Here is a 16,785-nt window from a genome sequence, read left to right as displayed (position 1 = left end):
TGATTATTTATTGACATTAATCTTGAAAAGATTAAGTTTTTTGGGCTTAATAATTTAAAATTTTTATCTGGGCTATCGCTACATAATAATTAGTCATCAAACTATCAGGAATTAAGCTCAACTATCATGAAAAAAGTATGCTATTATCTATAACAGTAATAAGAAAAAATCTATATATTTCAGATTTCCATTCATAAATTAATCTGTCCTAGTTGTGGCAGTAATCATATTGTCAAAAATGGGACTATTCACAATAAAAAACAAAAATATCAATGTCAAAATTGTCAGAGACAATTTGTCGAAAATAGTCAAATAGATTATATTAGTAATTAAACCCAAGAACTGATTGATAAATTAAAATAGAGAAAAAATTAGTTTTGCTGGTATAATCTGTGTAACAGGCGTGTCAAAAAATGGATCCAGAATTACGTCAATAATAAGTATGCTGAGGTTTCACGCTCTATTAAATGTACTAAAAAAAACCGGTAAAATCACTATTCAATGTGATTAAATGTGCTCATTTGTAGGCAATAAAAATAATAAACAATGGCTGTGGTTAGCGATTGATATAGAAACTAAAGAAATTGTGGGTTTCTACTTAGGGGAAAGAGGAGAAAAAGGGGCAGCATAGATTATGGAATTCTAACCCACGGTGTCTTAAGGTCGTGTGCAGTTTGTTATACAGATTTTGGGTCAGCTTACGAGCTTGTTTTTCCTGAAGAGAGACATAAATCAGTGGGGAATATTCAGATAGAACATGATTTTAGTGCATTAAAAGAAGCTAGAATATATTCACCTATAAACACATCTCTTAATGAAATTATTCGTAATTATTGTGCCAAATAGTATCTCATTCTTATTGAAAATGACTATATCTATACCTCATATTCCCTCAATTTAATCTTGCCGACCTACCTTCTAGTCTTACCTATAAAACTTCCAGAAACAAGTTTTAATTAAAATAGGTAAATAATTTTGGTTATGCATTTATCAGGAAAAAAATCTAACGTTCTTTGCAAGTTTGAGTTTTTCATGGTTTAAATAATTATGTAATTCCTATTCAAAATAGCTAATAATTTGTAGCTAAACCCCCTTGGGTAGAGTTAATACATATTGATAGTGACCATACTGTAGGGAATGTTATGCCAACGAACCAAGAATTTGGGGATAAGTTAATCAATTTTTCCAGCAATATTTTAATTCTATAAACAATTAAAGTAAGCATTAGAAATGTTGTGATAATCAAAAAATAGTATTAATTCACAAAAATTTACTGGGATAGGTAATAATAGATGAATAATAATTTCTATTTTGACAGTTAAACCTATCCCTACTCTATATATTTATACTATTGTTCTTAGTCAACTAGAAAAAAAACAAAGCTTTGAATCTAGAAAAACTAATTATCTATTTATCTATTTATACTAAAATATTACAACATAAAATCAGAATAATTATTATCTTAAGTTGAATACTTATTCATTTTTATCGTTTGTGAAAGGAATCGACAGATTTTCAAGTTCCATTCTTTGTTTAGCTTGATTTAAAAAATAACCGCTCATCATTGCAGAAGCTAGAAGTTGACCAAGGTTTTCTCGACTTGTAGTTATTGCCATAGAAAAATTTTCAGGTGGCAAATTCCCCAAAATTCCTCTTAAATTTTGTTCCATAATTTGAGCTACTTCTGGAGCTGGCTTAGAAAGTTGAGCAACAGTTTCTGGATTCATAGATTGAACATATTGCCATAGTAAATTACTACTATTTGATTGACTGAAAAAATTTTTGGAAGGACTGCCGGGAATATTATTCATAATATTTACCTCCAATAAATACAACTATTTAAGATTAGTTATATATTAACAAGATATTTTGGAATTACTCTAGTCAGTGCAACCGAACTTCTAAAGTCGGACTTTTCTACAATATCTTCAAAGAAGTCCTGTTTTATTTGATAGCTAAAAAACACTTTATTTCTATGTCTCTTGGACTAAAAATAAGTACGTAAGAACACGGGTTTATAAGCACCTCAAAACTATTACTAGATAAGGTTTTAAAGAAAAGTTTTAAAGAAGATTCACTCTTTTATAAACTTACGGTTCGCCTAAAAATGATAATTATTCTTAGCAAAAATGTTGCTTTGCTCACCCGCACTATCAAATTTTATTGATTGATTTTTCAACAAAATAGCCGTCAGAAAATTTAATTTCAGTTAATTAAAAAAATCTTAATCCTAACCCAGATTCCGCAGAGATTAAAGTAGATTTTATAATTATGATTTTTTTAAGTTGAAATAAAATATCAAGTAAAAAGTGAAATAGAAACAAAAGAAGAAGTTATAGTTACGGAAAAAATGAAAGTAAGGATATTTATATTAGCAACAAATATAATAGATAAAAATAAACTGAGTAATAAGTAAGTATTCAAATCATATAAAAACCAACAATTAGCTAGTATTAATAATTGACATAAAAATGAATTTAAATGAAGTCATAATGGTTATCTATGTTGAGGAAATGTACCCCTTTTCATATAAATAATTATTATTATTAAAAACAAAAAAAAATGATTTTATTCCTATGCATTTATCCTGATTTTTTTATCCCACAATGGTTTTGAAGTAGTTATCGCCCCGTAATCAGACTTGATATTACTTTGAGAAAAGCGACAAAAAATTAATAAATTAATATGGCCACTTTAGATTTTCCTTGATCTGAGTGGAAAAAGTTAATCTGCTGCAACTATTGCCCATTTTCTGCCCTCACTCTTCAGCTTTTTCAGCAAACCCTAGATTAAACTAGGTATGTAGAGAAGGAGAAAATCCGATGAGAAAATCATCTAAATCTAAAGGTCGTCTGGTTTGGAATCATTCAACCCATATTGAAGGCTTAATACGAATTTTAGATAAATTAACCCAACATAAGGGTATTGAAACTGTTACTCCAGGGGTTATCGGCAGATCCAAAAGTCATATTCCCCACATAAAGCTAAAAATATCAGTGCCTATTCGTGGTGGTTTTAAACTTATTGCCAGACAAGGAAAGACAGTTCAAGAAGTATTTATTTTAACGAGCTTAACTCAAGAAGACTTAGAAAAGTTAATCACTCAAGTCTTGGCCAAGTAAATATACTCCATTGTCCTATTAAGAAGTATTTATTTTAACGAGCTTAACTCAAGAAAACTTAGAGAAGGTAATCACTCAAGTCTTGGCCAAGTAAATATACTCCATTGTCCTATTAAAAAGTATTTGTTTTAATGAGCTTAACTCAAGAAAACTTAGAAAAGGTAATTGCTTAAGTTTTAGCTAAGTAAATATACTTTTTCGTCGGATTTTAAGTATATTTACTTAGAAAAGCCATAACTAAAGTCAGAAGTCAACAATTAAATTGTTGCTGTGACTAAGTTTGAGAGGCCTGAGAAAGTCTACGCTAGTAATGGTAATAGCAATAGCGACCCTATATTTAATCAAAGCCTATACTTTCCTAATTGAAGTGTAGGCTAGTATAGCTAAGGTGAAAATTAATATTTTACTGATAATTTAGGCGACCACTATTGAGTCAGGAGGCTTTACTCAGGAGTCATAACATTATGGGCTACAGTTCTGATATTAAAGAGCTGTGTGTCAAAATGTCCCTTAACGGCATGGCATTCCGAGCTATTGAGAAAGTGACTGGTATTTCTCTGTTGGACAGTGCTTAACTGGTTACGACTTGCTGGGACACAGATTCTTGAAGAAAACTTTGATATCCTGAAACTACTCAAATAGATGAACTATAGACTTTTATCCGCTCAAAAAAAAACAACTTTGGGTTTGGACGGTCGTAAATAGCCAAATGTCAGGAATTCTTAAGTTTGTGATAGGCGATCGCTGGACCGTTACTTTCACAATATTGTGGCAGATGATTCAAGATTGGGCTTGTTTTCTTTATATTACTTATGGCTACAACGTTTATCCTTACTTAATTGAGAATTGCGAGCGCAAGGTCAGTAAAACAGCTATGACCTGAGTATAAGGAGAAAACTACCGTAATTGACAATACTTAGCCAGCTTACATAGTAAAACTTTATGCTACTCCAAGTCAATTGACATGTTATGCAAGTCAATTTTTTTGCTTATCTATTATTTGAAAAATCAGCACATTCCTCAATATTCCTAATCATTTGTCACTGTGCAACGACATTTGAATTATTTAGACTAGCATTAAATATTATACAAATAATTCGGCGTTACTGAAATAGGGGATGAATCACAAAATATAAGAGTAAATGATTCAAGATTCTCCTATACAATAAAGTCCAGAATACCAAATGGCATTAGACCAGGTAAACAAAAATCATATCTGTGTCAGTTTTTCTTGCCAGTTTGTAGGCAACCCTAAGCTTCACAAAAGTTAAAGCGATGAAGTTGGTCGAACTTGCCTGAAGATATCTGTGAATGGCATGAGCTTTCGAGGGATTTAGGAAATCACAAAGGTATATCACACTACTGTGATTGGCTGAGTACTGCAGATGGGTAATCAGTTACCTGATGCTTATGAACAAGGCACAGTTCCAGAGCTAGGAGAACTCGATGAACTACAAACTTTTGTAGGCTCAAAAAAAAAGTCTGGGTTTGGATGGCTATAAACCATTTTAAGGCTGGAATTTTGGATTGGGTGCTGGGTGGCTATAGTGACTGAACCGACCCTTCCCTATGGTCAAGAGTTGGACAATGGCCTTGCTTGTTCTATCTCAAAGATCGCTATAAAGTCTACCCTCAGTTTATTCCTGATCGAGACCAAATCTTGATCAAGACCTACAGGACTAGAGTGGAAGGGGAAAATATGCGTTTGCGACACTACTTGGCCTGATTGTACCGAAAAACATTATATTATTTTAAATCTCTGGACATGCAGGGGTATGATATTTGGTTGTTGATTCACTAGCTACATTTTCAGGATGTTTCCGTTTCAATCAGATTCATTCCATAATTCAGCAACGCCAATATTTGTTACATTTTCTTCAGTAAGGGTAACCCGTACAATATTTATAAAATCAACATTCTTTTGGGATACTAATTATTAAAAAAAGCTATTAGTAGAGTGTTAATTCTTAATAATTGAAGTTTCATCCAGGTTAAGCATTATTTTTTCTCCCCTAGCATTAAAAATCATCATAAAGGTTTGAATATCCTTTTTTAGTGAAAGGGAAATCTGATTAAGTCCTCTTGATTTATCCCCCTGATTATTTGTAACATTATTTTTTAACCTTTTATGCAAGACATTTTGGTCCCATAAAAATATAGCAATCCCATATTGGTTGCAACAGATATAATAGTAAAAATAACAGGTATAAGAAAAAGAAAACAAAGGAAAATTATAGATGAACTAGATGATTTTATTAATCAAAAAAAAGAGCTCAAAGAAATTAAAATAGCCTTGAAATTAAAATAGCCTTGGCAGTAAAAATGATCTTTTCATAAAAAATTATGCCATGAAAACAAATAATTATTAAATGTAACTCAGCAGTTTAGAAAGCGAATGGAAAAACTAAGTATTATTTCATGGTTTAGAAAGTTTAATGCTTCAGATATAGTTCTTTTAAATAAGAATGAGACACTATCTGGCGCAATAATTACGAATAATTTTATCAAGAGATGTATTGATAGGTGAATACATTCTAGCTCTTTTTAATGCACTAAAATCATGTTCTTAGTCATTTAAATCAGGAGAGTATTTTGGCAAAAATAGTAATTGGTGACCCCCTGCTTCTACTAATTCTATAATAACTTTTTTTCGTAATTAATGGTGAATTATCCGTGCAGCAGTACACTGGGAATTTTTAATGATGGTCATAAATGTTTATCTAATACTAATTTCATAAACTTAAGCTACACTTTTAGAAGTAACCTATTATAGAAAATGTCCCCATGTCAGGAGTAGTAAAAATTGAGATAAATGAATCGGTAGAAACTCTCAAAAAACTTTTAAAAAGTGCGAGTACAGCTCAAGAAAAGGAAAGACTTCAAACTATTTACTGGTTGAAAACTCAAACAGTAGAAACAGTAAAAGAAATTGCGATAATGTTAGGACGCAATCGAGTCACAGTACAAAAATGGTTAGGGAAATATCGTACAGGTGGACTGAATCTTTTACTAGAACCAAAGAAAAATCTAGGAGGGAGGCCAAGTTCAATTCCACCAAATGTAATCGAGAAATTAGAAGCAGAATTGCAAAACCCGGAAGGTTTCCAAAGCTATGGTGAAATTCAACAGTGGTTAACGACTTGTTTTGACATCGAGCTGTCTTATCGAACAGTTCATCAATTAGTCAGATATAAATTAAAAAGTAAATTAAAAGTTCCACGTCCAAATCACATAAAACAAAATAAAGAAGCTCAAGAAAACTTTAAAAAAAACTCTCATCTCAACTAGAAGAGAAAATTAAGTTAATTAATAAATATTCGGAAAATCAACTGCCAATTCGCTATTGGTGTCAAGACGAGACTAGAATTGGATTAAAAACTATAACAGGTAAAGTCATTACTGCTTGCGGTGTTAAGCCCATTGGTTTATATCAATGGCTATTTAAATATCTATGGCTTTATGGTTTAGTAGAACCAAAAACAGGAGATTCCTTTTTTTATGAATTTAGTCATCTAGATACTCCTTGCTTTGAAAGATTTTTAGAGCTTTTTTCTCAAACATATCCTGAAGAGATTCATATTATTCAACTAGATAACGGGCGAGGGCATCTAGGGAATGATTTATCTATCCCTGATCACATCATTTTATTATTTCAACCTCCTTATTGTCCCGAAGTTAATCCCATTGAAAGACTGTGGAAAGAGGTGAAAAAATTCTTGAAAAATCGAGTTTTCGATTCCTTAGATTTCTGACGCAGAATCCTGAGAAATATATTAACTGGATTTAGTCAAAAAGATATTGCTTCTTGTACAGGATATGATTTTATTCTTGAAGCATTATGTGTAGTCGGACTTTAGGAAATTGGTATAACCATTGTTCAAATCCCACAGCATTTAGGGTTCCTTTAAATATAATTGGTGCTATTAAATCTTTTTCCTTTTTTCTTCTCCCGGCTACTAAATTTCCTCTTTTACCTCGTTTTCCCTCTTGCTCACCATAAACTTTTTTCCCTTTTTTTTGACCAGGCATAAATACAGTCTTGATTATCTTCAAATTCTGATTTATCAATAAATACAAGGCTTTTACTTCCAAATTTTTTGATAAAATTTCAAGGGAAAGCTGATAATATTTTATCCTTTCTTCTCTATTTTTTTCTCTATAACGAAGTTGTTTTTTTTCAAGGAAAATCCATTATTTTTAAAGCATAAAATATAGCTGATTGATTAACTCCAAATTTTTTAGCTCTGTCTGACAATGAGCGACTCTGGATTTGGTTTTACATCTTTTTCTAATGCTTTCCAATCTAATTTTCTTTGACGACTTTTTACCTTAGTTGCTGACAATTTTGGGCGAGATAACCATCTATATATCGAAGATCTTGCTATCCCAAATGTATGAGCTGCTTTGGTAATCGTACCGCCATTTTCTACAAAACTTATTACTTTTTGTCTGAATTATAAACTGTAAGGCATAGTTCAAAATAGTTTATATTTGACTTGATTTTATTATACTCAATTTTTATTTAAATCTTAATTAAAACGACTATATATTGGGAAAAAGGTGACTTAAAGGCTGTCGCAAAGGAAGAAAAAAAAATCAGTATTTTAGGGAACAATATTACCTAATTTTATCAGGTCAAAAAAGCTATTTACAGAATCAATATGAGATTTTTTTTGAGTATATCTAAAGTTATTTTAAATTCTTAAAAGAAGCATAAATAAGCTGAAAAAAAATTCAAAAACTGCTACAAATGATAAATTAGTACAAGCTGAAAGAAAAAAATAGAGGAATTGTTAGCTAAATAAATAGTAACCAGCAATAGAAGCTGAAAAGCTTACAGTATTTATGATTTATGAATGTCATCTTCTATGGGGAGATATATTAGGTTATACTTAGGTAAAAACATATGAAAGAATATAAATTACGATGAAAAATGAAAAAGAAAAACAGACTTTATTATCGAGTTTTAGACTATCAAACTAAATAATTTATTGTGCAAGAATTAAAGAAGTGGAAATACTAAAAACTATGGAATTTATTAAATATTTGCAGAAGCAAAGACCAGGTAATAAATTGGCAATATTTTGGGATGGAGTAACTTATTATAACTTTCAAGCATATAGAGAATATTTAATGACAATTAATCAAGACTTATCGGAAGAAGAATGCTTGATAAACTGTACGCTCATTTGCTCCAAATGCTCCGGAGCAAAATCCTGTTGAAGATATTTGGTTACAAGCCAAAAAATTTATTAGATATTTTTATTATCTTTGCAGTTATTTTAAAGTAGTTAAGTTATTTAAAGTTTTTTGCAGATGGTAAAATATCCAATTTCCCAAAACTTTTTCAGTATAGAATTTTGTCGCAACCTACCCACGGATTGCTATAGCTTATTTTATAGAAAGGGAAATCTGATTAAATTCTCCGATAAATTTACCCCCGATTATTTGTAACATTATTTTTTTAATCTTTTATACGAAACATTTTTGTGACAGAAAAATATCTTATTTGTGCAGTATGACCTAGGAAAAGTCAGTTTGTACCAGAAAATAATGTGGTGCAACTACTATTTTCTACTCCCTAAAACACAATACGTTTTAGAGCAAGGCAAAACTGAGGTGAGTAAAACATAAATAAAAATATTATCAAAGCTTTATAAAATATAGGCTTTACTTTTGATAAACTGTGGATAGTAATCTATCTTTTATTAAAGCTTTTCTTAGCAAGAGCTTTATATTTCCCTTACTCCAAAAGAACAATTAATAGCATTTTGGCACTTCAAAAATATCAAGGTACTGCTATTATATTATTGAACTATGATATAAGCTGTTCAGATTACAAAATTGCAAAAAAAAATCTTAACCCAACTGTATTGCTCGAAAAAAAAACAGTATGGAAATTGTTATATAAATTTTAAAATGCTATAATTGAGTTAGACAACTAAGAAAAATGTAGAATAAAATACAAGCAATTCTACATTTTTACTATGAATATAACCTTAAAAATCTTAACTCAACTGTATTGCCCGAAAAAAAAATTATGGGAATTGCTATATAAATTTTAAGATGCCATAACTGAGTTAAACAACCAAGAAAAATGTAGAATAAAATACAAGCAATTCTAAATTTGAACTATGAATATCACCTTTGAAGAATTAAATACAATTGATAAAAAGCTTTCAAAACGTCACATAGATCTAGACCCTGGTGGTTATTTTATTATCTTCATCGACAAAAAAGCTGGTCTTATTTTTGCAAAACATTTTACTAATATAATTGACAGCCGAGGTCTAGCTATCGATCCAGAAACAGGAAAACCTATTCCTGCTAAAGGTAAAGTAGAACGTCAGGAAAATGCAATATTTACTGCAAAAACCGCAAAAGAAATGTGTGTCAAAATATTTGAAGAAACCCGTCCTTGTCACATCACAATGTTAGATCATGCTGCTTATTTAGGGCGGGAATTTGTCCGTGCTGAAATTGCTTTATTAAGTGGTAAAGAATATATTCAAGATTAACTCAATTTACAGAAATTATGTATAAATGAAACCTTTTGCTATTTTCTTGAATTACTAGCCAGAAAAGCTTTGATACCAGAAATAAGTAGCCATAGGTACAACTGTAGCAATAACTAACAATACAACAACCAAAACAGTTGCACTTTGATCATTAGTTTCCTCTGCTGATTTAAAAGTAGCTGCTACTTGTGCTGAAAGCTCATCTTTAATATCCGGAGGACCTGGATCTGGTTCTCCAGATAATACAGCAGTTAGGCGATCGCTAGCTGCCAAGAAAGCTTCATTATATTTATTACCATCTCTAATAGGTACTTGAATAGTTTCATTAACTAAACTCTGAGTAATATCATTAGACATAAATATTTTAACTGCATCACCTATACGAATTGCATCATTATTGGTGAGAGTATCTAATACTACTAAGGTTTGATTAGCTTTTGCTTCTAGAGTAGGGAACCATTTGTCAAATAATTTTTCAGTAAAACTATCGGCAGTCTCACCATAATCTAGGCGACGGATAGTAACGAATCTAACTTCATTCCCAGTCAAATTAGCCAAATTTTCTAAAGTATTGTTTAGTTTATTCTTAGTAACTCGACTGAGAACATCTGCATCATCAACAATAAATGTACGATTACCTGTGTCTAAATTGGGCATTTGATAAACTCCAGTTGCAGATACAGAGGATACTGGTATTATAGTTGCCAAAATTAGTAATAGTAGAGATACTATTAAAGTTGGGAGCTTCTCCAGATTTAGTATTTTGTTCAATAGTTTTACCATCAGAATAATTTGCAGTTTTTCGTAAAACGTTTATTTTTTTATGGAATGATAGCTTTCTCATTGCCACAGTCCATAGTCTATAAAAATATAGAAACTTTACTAGACTTTCACCTACTTTATCACTTTATTTAGGATTTGCTGAGTGCGACTTCTTGGGCTAAAGAACCCCATAAGTAATACCAATTTCCTAAAGTCCGACTACACATAATGCTTCAAGAATAAAATCATATCCTGTACAAGAAGCAATATCTTTTTGACTAAATCCAGTTAATATATTTCTCAGGATTCTGCGTCAGAAATCTAAGGAATCGAAAACTCGATTTTTCAAGAATTTTTTCACCTCTTTCCACAGTCTTTCAATGGGATTAACTTCGGGACAATAAGGAGGTTGAAATAATAAAATGATGTGATCAGGGATAGATAAATCATTCCCTAGATGCCCTCGCCCGTTATCTAGTTGAATAATATGAATCTCTTCAGGATATGTTTGAGAAAAAAGCTCTAAAAATCTTTCAAAGCAAGGAGTATCTAGATGACTAAATTCATAAAAAAAGGAATCTCCTGTTTTTGGTTCTACTAAACCATAAAGCCATAGATATTTAAATAGCCATTGATATAAACCAATGGGCTTAACACCGCAAGCAGTAATGACTTTACCTGTTATAGTTTTTAATCCAATTCTAGTCTCGTCTTGACACCAATAGCGAATTGGCAGTTGATTTTCCGAATATTTATTAATTAACTTAATTTTCTCTTCTAGTTGAGATGAGAGTTTTTTTTAAAGTTTTCTTGAGCTTCTTTATTTTGTTTTATGTGATTTGGACGTGGAACTTTTAATTTACTTTTTAATTTATATCTGACTAATTGATGAACTGTTCGATAAGACAGCTCGATGTCAAAACAAGTCGTTAACCACTGTTGAATTTCACCATAGCTTTGGAAACCTTCCGGGTTTTGCAATTCTGCTTCTAATTTCTCGATTACATTTGGTGGAATTGAACTTGGCCTCCCTCCTAGATTTTTCTTTGGTTCTAGTAAAAGATTCAGTCCACCTGTACGATATTTCCCTAACCATTTTTGTACTGTGACTCGATTGCGTCCTAACATTATCGCAATTTCTTTTACTGTTTCTACTGTTTGAGTTTTCAACCAGTAAATAGTTTGAAGTCTTTCCTTTTCTTGAGCTGTACTCGCACTTTTTAAAAGTTTTTTGAGAGTTTCTACCGATTCATTTATCTCAATTTTTACTACTCCTGACATGGGGACATTTTCTATAATAGGTTACTTCTAAAAGTGTAGCTTAAGTTTATGAAATTAGTATAACATAGCCGATATCTCTAATAATTACTAGAGGTGATATGAGATGATAACTCCCAATTCCTTGGAGGTTAAATTCCTCTCCTCTTGGTTAGGGAATAACTTTCTAGGTCAGGTAATTTGAGGTAGGGTTAATTACTCTCGGTACATGGCCTTAAATGTCAGCTTTGGCTATAGTTCTTTAGCCAAAGAGGCAAAAGTTGTTACTCCAAATCTAGTGAATACTAATTCTATTAAAACTATCGTCACCTTAGTTCAGATTAAAGGCTTGCAGTTTGTTTTCCTTTGCCTATTAAATATGATAGTCCCTGTAGTCACATTCACAGAAATTACGCAGGTACGCTATATATAGCGTACTGTCAACTCGGGAATTGTCAATTACTTAAATTAGTTTTTTTCGGATAGATATACTTTATAGATATTATAGTCATTTTAAATAAGAATGAGACACTATTTGGCACAGTAATTACGAATAATTTCATCAATAGATGTGTTGATAAGTGAATATATTCTAGCTCTTTTTAATGCACTAAAATCATGTTCTATGCCATTTAAATCAGGAGAGCATTTTGGCAAAAATAGTAATTGATGACCCTTGCTTCTACTAATTGTCTAATAACCTTTTTTATATGAATTGGTTAATTCTCCATAATTAGTACACTGGAAATTTTTAATGATGGCAATACATCTTCATTTAACCATTGTTCATATCCCACGGCATTTAGGGTTCCTTTAAATATAATTGGTGCCATTAAATCTTTTTCCTTTTTTCTTCTCCCAGCTACTAAATTTTATCTTTTTCCTCGTTTTACTTCTGGCTCACCATCAACTTTTTTCCCTTTTTTTGACCAGGCATAAATACAGTCTTAATTATCTTCAAATCTTGATTCATAAATAAATAATTAGCGTTTACTTCCAATTTTTTTTGATGATATTTCGTAGTTTATGATCATATTTTATTCTTTATTCTCTATTTCTTTCTCTATAACAAAGTTGTTTTTTCAATGAAACTTAATTGTTTTCAAAGCATAAAATATAGCTATAGAATTAACTCCATTTTTTTTTGCTCTGTTTGCTAATGAGCAATTATTGATTTGGTTTTATATCTTTTTCTAGTTCTTTACAATCTAATTTTATTTGAATAAATTTTACCTTTTCTAGTTCTTTCCAATCTAATTTTATTTGAATAAATTTTACCTTTTCTAATTCTTTCTAACCTAATTTTATTGGACAAAATTTCACATTACTTGCTTCCAATTTTGGGTGAGATAACCATCTATATATCGAAGCTCCTCCTATCCCAAATATATCAGCTTATTTGGTAATAATACCAGCATCTTCTACAAAAGTTATTACTTTTTTTTGAAGTATAAACTGTAAGGCATAGTTAAAAATAGTTGCTAGTTGACTTGATTTTATTCAACTCAATTTTTGTCTTAATCTTAATTTAAAAAACTATACTTTTGATATATATTATCTAGTAAGAAAAAAAGAATATGTCTAAACAAATATAGTAATCCTATCTGAAAAGTGAAAGAGATCGGTAGCTATAAGATACTTATGCTGAAGAGAGAAACCATAATTAACAGTGATTAGAGCTATTTTTCAAAATACTAGTAATTTTTCATAAATGATTTAGGATTGCTATAGATTATAAATTGTTAAATTGAATTGCTAAAAAAATTTTATAGTTAGACAGCAATGGCATAATTATATTAGTTTCAAAAAAACATGGATTTTAATTATGTTGTAATTAGTTAATATTTACTTCAATATCACACAAATTATACAAAAACAAACTTGAGAACAGCAAAGTAAAAATATTAGACATGATAAAATAAACCATTATTTAAGAAAATAGTCTTTAAATTCACAATATTTATGACGAAATATTAAATAATAATTTTTTTCAGGTATATCAGTATATTTAATCTTTGATGACACAGTAATTAATAAAAAGTATGGGTTAAAAATTGATGGCGTACCTCCTCTCTTAGAAGCACTTACGCGATAAAAATAAAGTGGTAAAGAACATACAGTTATTTGCTTTCTCTCAGCTACGAAGCTCGTGGTATAGGAATAGTTAATTGTATATATTTTAATTCTCAAACTGAACAGTTATGAATTATAGATTACAGGATTTATGAACCAGATACTGACAAGAAAACAAAAAAACAAAAATATAGTATTTCCCATAGTCATAAGATACACTAGTAGGGCTAATTTTTATAGCGATCGCGAAACTGATGAAACCTTATTCTATAGACTTTAGAAAAAAAATTGTAGAAATTTGTAGCTACCGAAAAAATGTCTATAAGGAAGCTGGATCATAGGTTTGGAGTCAGCCAAAATTTTATTCAAACCTTAACCAAAAAATATCAATAAACTGGAGATATTAAACCTTTACCTCAAGGAGGAAGTCCTCCTTCTCAGCTCAATAGTGAAGAATTATTAATCTTAGTAGAAATAATGGGGAAAAATAATGATGCAACTAATGAGAAATTATGAGAATTAATCGAAGTAGCTACAGGAGTAAAAGTAGGAAAAAGTACAATCATTGGATAACTGAAAAGTTAAACTACAGTCTCAAAAAAAACATTGTATGTACCTGAAAAAGAAAATGTTTAACTCCAATATAAGAGAGTAGAGTATTGGGAAATAGTTAGAGGGATAAAGATCAATAATTTAGTCTTTATAGATGAATCAGGAGTAAATTTGGCAATGCTTTGATTATATGCTAGAGCCTTAAAAGGGAAAAGAGTCAGAGGATAAAACCTCAAAAACTAGGAAAAAATATCTCAATCATAGGAGCTATATCCTGAGAAAAAGTTTTGGCAAAAATAAATATTGATGGAGCATTATATGGAGTAACTTTTGAGGCTTTTATTGTTAAATAAGTATTTCCATGACTGTGAAAAGGAGATCCTGTTGTAATGGAAAATGGGAAAATTAATTTCTCCTAAATGGTGAGAGAAGTTATTGAATAAGTTGGAGCTAGTCTGTTATTTTTACATTCTTATTCACCTGATTTTTATTCAATTGAAAACTTTTAGTCAAATATGAAAGCTATTCTAAGAATAGTTAAAGTAAGAAATTATAAAGATTTAATTGATGCCATTACCTCAACTATATTAAAAGTTAGTCAACAAGATATTCGCAATTGGTTTAACAATTCTTGTTACTGTACCTCATAGCTATGGGCATTGCTATAGATCATATAGATAATGAATGTAAAAAAAAATAGTACTTAATGCTATAAACAAAAAAAAGTACTATTTCAAACTGTATTAATAGATAGTAAGTATACAATACAAAGATTAATGACATTAATAGATAATTTAGAAAAAAATATCTATTAATGTCATTTAAAAAGTAATCGCTTAGTTTATGATACAGGCGGGGTATAAAAATACAAAAAGATTCAATAATTAAATTGGAATGAGACTGAAAAAGTCTTGGGAAAAAGAATGAAAATCAAAGGTTTTCCACAAGACAAAAAATTAAAAATATTTTGGGATACTGTGTCTGCCAACTTCAGCAGAATATATTGTCACTAAGAATCTAAATAAATCATCACGCTGATGATTTATAATTTTAACTCAAACTAAATAGAACATTAAAAAAAATCACCACAGAATTAAGTAATTAACAAGTTTATAATTTTGCCAATATCGCCTGCGAATAATTAAAAAAAATATATTGCTTGTGCAATCAAGCGTATAGAAATTATTAAAAATATTTGCTTTTTAAATAATAAAAAGTATTCATTCAAGAACAGCCACTAATTATTATTGAATTGGTCTTATCTCATAATGAAAATATCTTTTAATTATAATGAAGCAAATTTTAACTTGAATCAATGAAGGTTTTTTTGAATAAAATAAAATATTTAAGCGTTCGCTTCCCGTGGAGTTATCCGTATCACACAAAGCTATAGTGCAGGTGGTCAAAATTGTCATGCCCTATATATATAGTATCTTTGCCCAAGTCCTGATTCAAAGATTTTTAACATTCCTTGTCTACTCAAAATTATGATTATAATATGTGTGAGGGAAATAGGTAATTGTTTATCTTAGTAGTAGTCGAAGTAAAGATATAGAAATAATGCTCGAAAAATTATCTGAAAAAGATTATGCATGTTCCTTATACCTACGACTATTGATAAAAAGTTATTAATGTAATTGATGATGGGATGAGTAAAACTGAAACAAGTTTTATATTTAATATTAGTTGTAATACCATTAATATTTAGTTACTTGGAAGAATAGAAACTAGGTATATAAGAGCAAAAACAGATGATAAAAAAGGAGATAATCCTAAAATACCAGATTTAGAATAATGAGCAAGAATTGGTCTACATTAATGGTAGTAAAACTCAAAAAAAAATGTCACCCTTTATGGCTAGAATCAGTTAGCGATAGAACGACCTTCTGCTGCACAAACACACTATAGGTAAAGCCTTAAAAAAAACAATTTGCCACATACAAAAAATTACAGTTACAGAGAAACAGATGAAGAGAATAGAATTGAATTTCTGACAAAAATCCGCGAAAAAAAGCTATAATATTTAGTATATATAGATAAATCCTGAAATTGATAAAGTGAGAAGATTATGGTGATTGATCGATGGAATTCAATTGGAAAAATATATTACGATTGACAATTAGGAAGAATAAGTCTGAGGATAAGTATTATAAGTGGTTTGTGTCAGGGAAAATTAATTGCTTTATTCGTTTGATAGTTCTTATAACCATTTAGTTTTTGAAAAATGGTTAACATAAAAATTGTTGCGATAAATAAAAACATGACTACTATGAATATTTTATGGCAATACAAGTTTTCACAAGCCCCCAAAAATTCAAGAATTAATTGAGTCAGTGGATTGTGAAATTGAACATTCATCACCATATTCTCCTTACTTAAATGAAATAGAACATTATTGGTTTTCCATTAAAAACCTTTTCAGAAAGTCAGAAGAAACAATAGGAGATTTTAGAAATAGAGTTGATTATGTTGTTAAGTTGAGGTTTTAACCTTTGCTTCAA

8 protein-coding genes and 11 pseudogenes are annotated in these 16,785 nt (G+C 30.1%); 12 read left to right on the top strand and 7 right to left on the bottom strand.

Annotation, left to right across the window (positions count from 1 at the left end):
- Nucleotides 1–183: 183 nt before the first annotated feature.
- Nucleotides 184–741: pseudogene (locus TERY_RS35750) on the top strand (IS1 family transposase); the annotation flags it as partial.
- 9 nt (nt 742–750) lie between these two features.
- Nucleotides 751–846 (top strand): annotated as a pseudogene (locus tag TERY_RS31915) (IS630 family transposase); the annotation flags it as partial.
- 629 nt (nt 847–1,475) lie between these two features.
- Here TERY_RS31915 and TERY_RS00175 read toward each other — a convergent pair.
- Nucleotides 1,476–1,811, bottom strand: coding sequence for a DUF760 domain-containing protein (locus TERY_RS00175; protein ID WP_011609961.1), 336 nt, complete (start codon nt 1,809–1,811; stop codon nt 1,476–1,478).
- A gap of 1,011 nt (nt 1,812–2,822) precedes the next feature.
- Here TERY_RS00175 and TERY_RS00170 point away from each other — a divergent pair.
- The 4 genes and pseudogenes from TERY_RS00170 to TERY_RS35735 form a co-directional block, all read left to right on the top strand.
- Nucleotides 2,823–3,122, top strand: a complete 300-nt coding sequence (locus tag TERY_RS00170) for a DUF2103 domain-containing protein (RefSeq protein ID WP_011609960.1) — start codon at nt 2,823–2,825, stop codon at nt 3,120–3,122.
- A gap of 467 nt (nt 3,123–3,589) precedes the next feature.
- Nucleotides 3,590–4,155: pseudogene (locus TERY_RS35745) on the top strand (IS1 family transposase); the annotation flags it as partial.
- A gap of 132 nt (nt 4,156–4,287) precedes the next feature.
- Nucleotides 4,288–4,923: pseudogene (locus tag TERY_RS35740) on the top strand (IS1 family transposase).
- Between the two features lie 366 nt (nt 4,924–5,289).
- Nucleotides 5,290–5,527: pseudogene (locus tag TERY_RS35735) on the top strand (IS630 family transposase); the annotation flags it as partial.
- 68 nt (nt 5,528–5,595) lie between these two features.
- On the opposite strand, the pseudogene TERY_RS31900 reads toward TERY_RS35735, so the two are convergent.
- Nucleotides 5,596–5,828, bottom strand: a pseudogene (locus TERY_RS31900) (transposase); the annotation flags it as partial.
- Nucleotides 5,829–5,906: 78 nt separating this feature from the next.
- Here TERY_RS31900 and TERY_RS00160 point away from each other — a divergent pair.
- Both TERY_RS00160 and TERY_RS26725 read left to right on the top strand, forming a co-directional pair.
- Nucleotides 5,907–6,410: a helix-turn-helix domain-containing protein gene (locus TERY_RS00160; protein WP_011609939.1), complete on the top strand. Its 504-nt coding sequence runs from the start codon at nt 5,907–5,909 to the stop codon at nt 6,408–6,410.
- 8 nt (nt 6,411–6,418) lie between these two features.
- Nucleotides 6,419–6,874: an IS630 family transposase gene (locus TERY_RS26725; RefSeq protein WP_081432519.1), complete on the top strand. Its 456-nt coding sequence runs from the start codon at nt 6,419–6,421 to the stop codon at nt 6,872–6,874.
- A 79-nt stretch (nt 6,875–6,953) separates the two neighbouring features.
- On the opposite strand, the pseudogene TERY_RS35730 reads toward TERY_RS26725, so the two are convergent.
- Nucleotides 6,954–7,561: pseudogene (locus TERY_RS35730) on the bottom strand (IS630 transposase-related protein); the annotation flags it as partial.
- Between the two features lie 117 nt (nt 7,562–7,678).
- Between TERY_RS35730 and TERY_RS35725 the strand changes: the two are divergent.
- Together TERY_RS35725 and TERY_RS00150 are read left to right on the top strand one after the other, a co-directional pair.
- Nucleotides 7,679–8,512: pseudogene (locus TERY_RS35725) on the top strand (IS630 family transposase); the annotation flags it as partial.
- A 744-nt stretch (nt 8,513–9,256) separates the two neighbouring features.
- Nucleotides 9,257–9,640, top strand: a complete 384-nt coding sequence (locus tag TERY_RS00150) for a DUF4346 domain-containing protein (protein ID WP_011609957.1) — start codon at nt 9,257–9,259, stop codon at nt 9,638–9,640.
- 54 nt (nt 9,641–9,694) lie between these two features.
- Here TERY_RS00150 and psb32 read toward each other — a convergent pair whose 3' ends face one another.
- The 4 genes and pseudogenes from psb32 to TERY_RS29465 form a co-directional block, all read right to left on the bottom strand.
- On the bottom strand, nt 9,695–10,423 hold the full coding sequence (gene psb32 / locus TERY_RS00145) for a photosystem II repair protein Psb32 (RefSeq protein ID WP_011609956.1): 729 nt from the start codon (nt 10,421–10,423) through the stop codon (nt 9,695–9,697).
- Between the two features lie 292 nt (nt 10,424–10,715).
- On the bottom strand, nt 10,716–11,171 hold the full coding sequence (locus TERY_RS26705) for an IS630 family transposase (protein WP_081432519.1): 456 nt from the start codon (nt 11,169–11,171) through the stop codon (nt 10,716–10,718).
- A gap of 8 nt (nt 11,172–11,179) precedes the next feature.
- The gene (locus tag TERY_RS00140; RefSeq protein WP_011609939.1) at nt 11,180–11,683 is read right to left on the bottom strand and encodes a helix-turn-helix domain-containing protein; all 504 of its coding nucleotides are present in this window, start codon (nt 11,681–11,683) and stop codon (nt 11,180–11,182) included.
- A gap of 507 nt (nt 11,684–12,190) precedes the next feature.
- A pseudogene (locus TERY_RS29465) lies at nt 12,191–13,111 on the bottom strand (transposase).
- 875 nt (nt 13,112–13,986) lie between these two features.
- On the opposite strand from TERY_RS29465, the pseudogene TERY_RS34235 reads away from it, so the two are divergent.
- Nucleotides 13,987–14,934: pseudogene (locus tag TERY_RS34235) on the top strand (IS630 family transposase).
- Nucleotides 14,935–15,932: 998 nt separating this feature from the next.
- Nucleotides 15,933–16,773 (top strand): annotated as a pseudogene (locus TERY_RS29455) (transposase).
- Nucleotides 16,774–16,785 lie beyond the last annotated feature (12 nt).

It is taken from the genome of Trichodesmium erythraeum IMS101, from assembly GCF_000014265.1.
GTDB classification, from domain to species: Bacteria; Cyanobacteriota; Cyanobacteriia; order Cyanobacteriales; family Microcoleaceae; genus Trichodesmium; species Trichodesmium erythraeum.
Note: the sequence above shows the minus strand (reverse complement) of the source record. Positions and strands in the feature narration are given on the sequence as shown.

Excerpts from the sequence above, each read along its gene's own strand:
- TERY_RS00175 (WP_011609961.1), bottom strand. The coding sequence starts at position 1,811 with ATGAATAATATTCCCGGCAGTCCTTCCAAAAATTTTTTCAGTCAATCA.
- TERY_RS00170 (WP_011609960.1), top strand. The coding sequence starts at position 2,823 with ATGAGAAAATCATCTAAATCTAAAGGTCGTCTGGTTTGGAATCATTCA.
- TERY_RS00160 (WP_011609939.1), top strand. The coding sequence starts at position 5,907 with ATGTCAGGAGTAGTAAAAATTGAGATAAATGAATCGGTAGAAACTCTC.
- TERY_RS00150 (WP_011609957.1), top strand. The coding sequence starts at position 9,257 with ATGAATATCACCTTTGAAGAATTAAATACAATTGATAAAAAGCTTTCA.
- psb32 (WP_011609956.1), bottom strand. The coding sequence starts at position 10,423 with ATGGTAAAACTATTGAACAAAATACTAAATCTGGAGAAGCTCCCAACT.
- TERY_RS00140 (WP_011609939.1), bottom strand. The coding sequence starts at position 11,683 with ATGTCAGGAGTAGTAAAAATTGAGATAAATGAATCGGTAGAAACTCTC.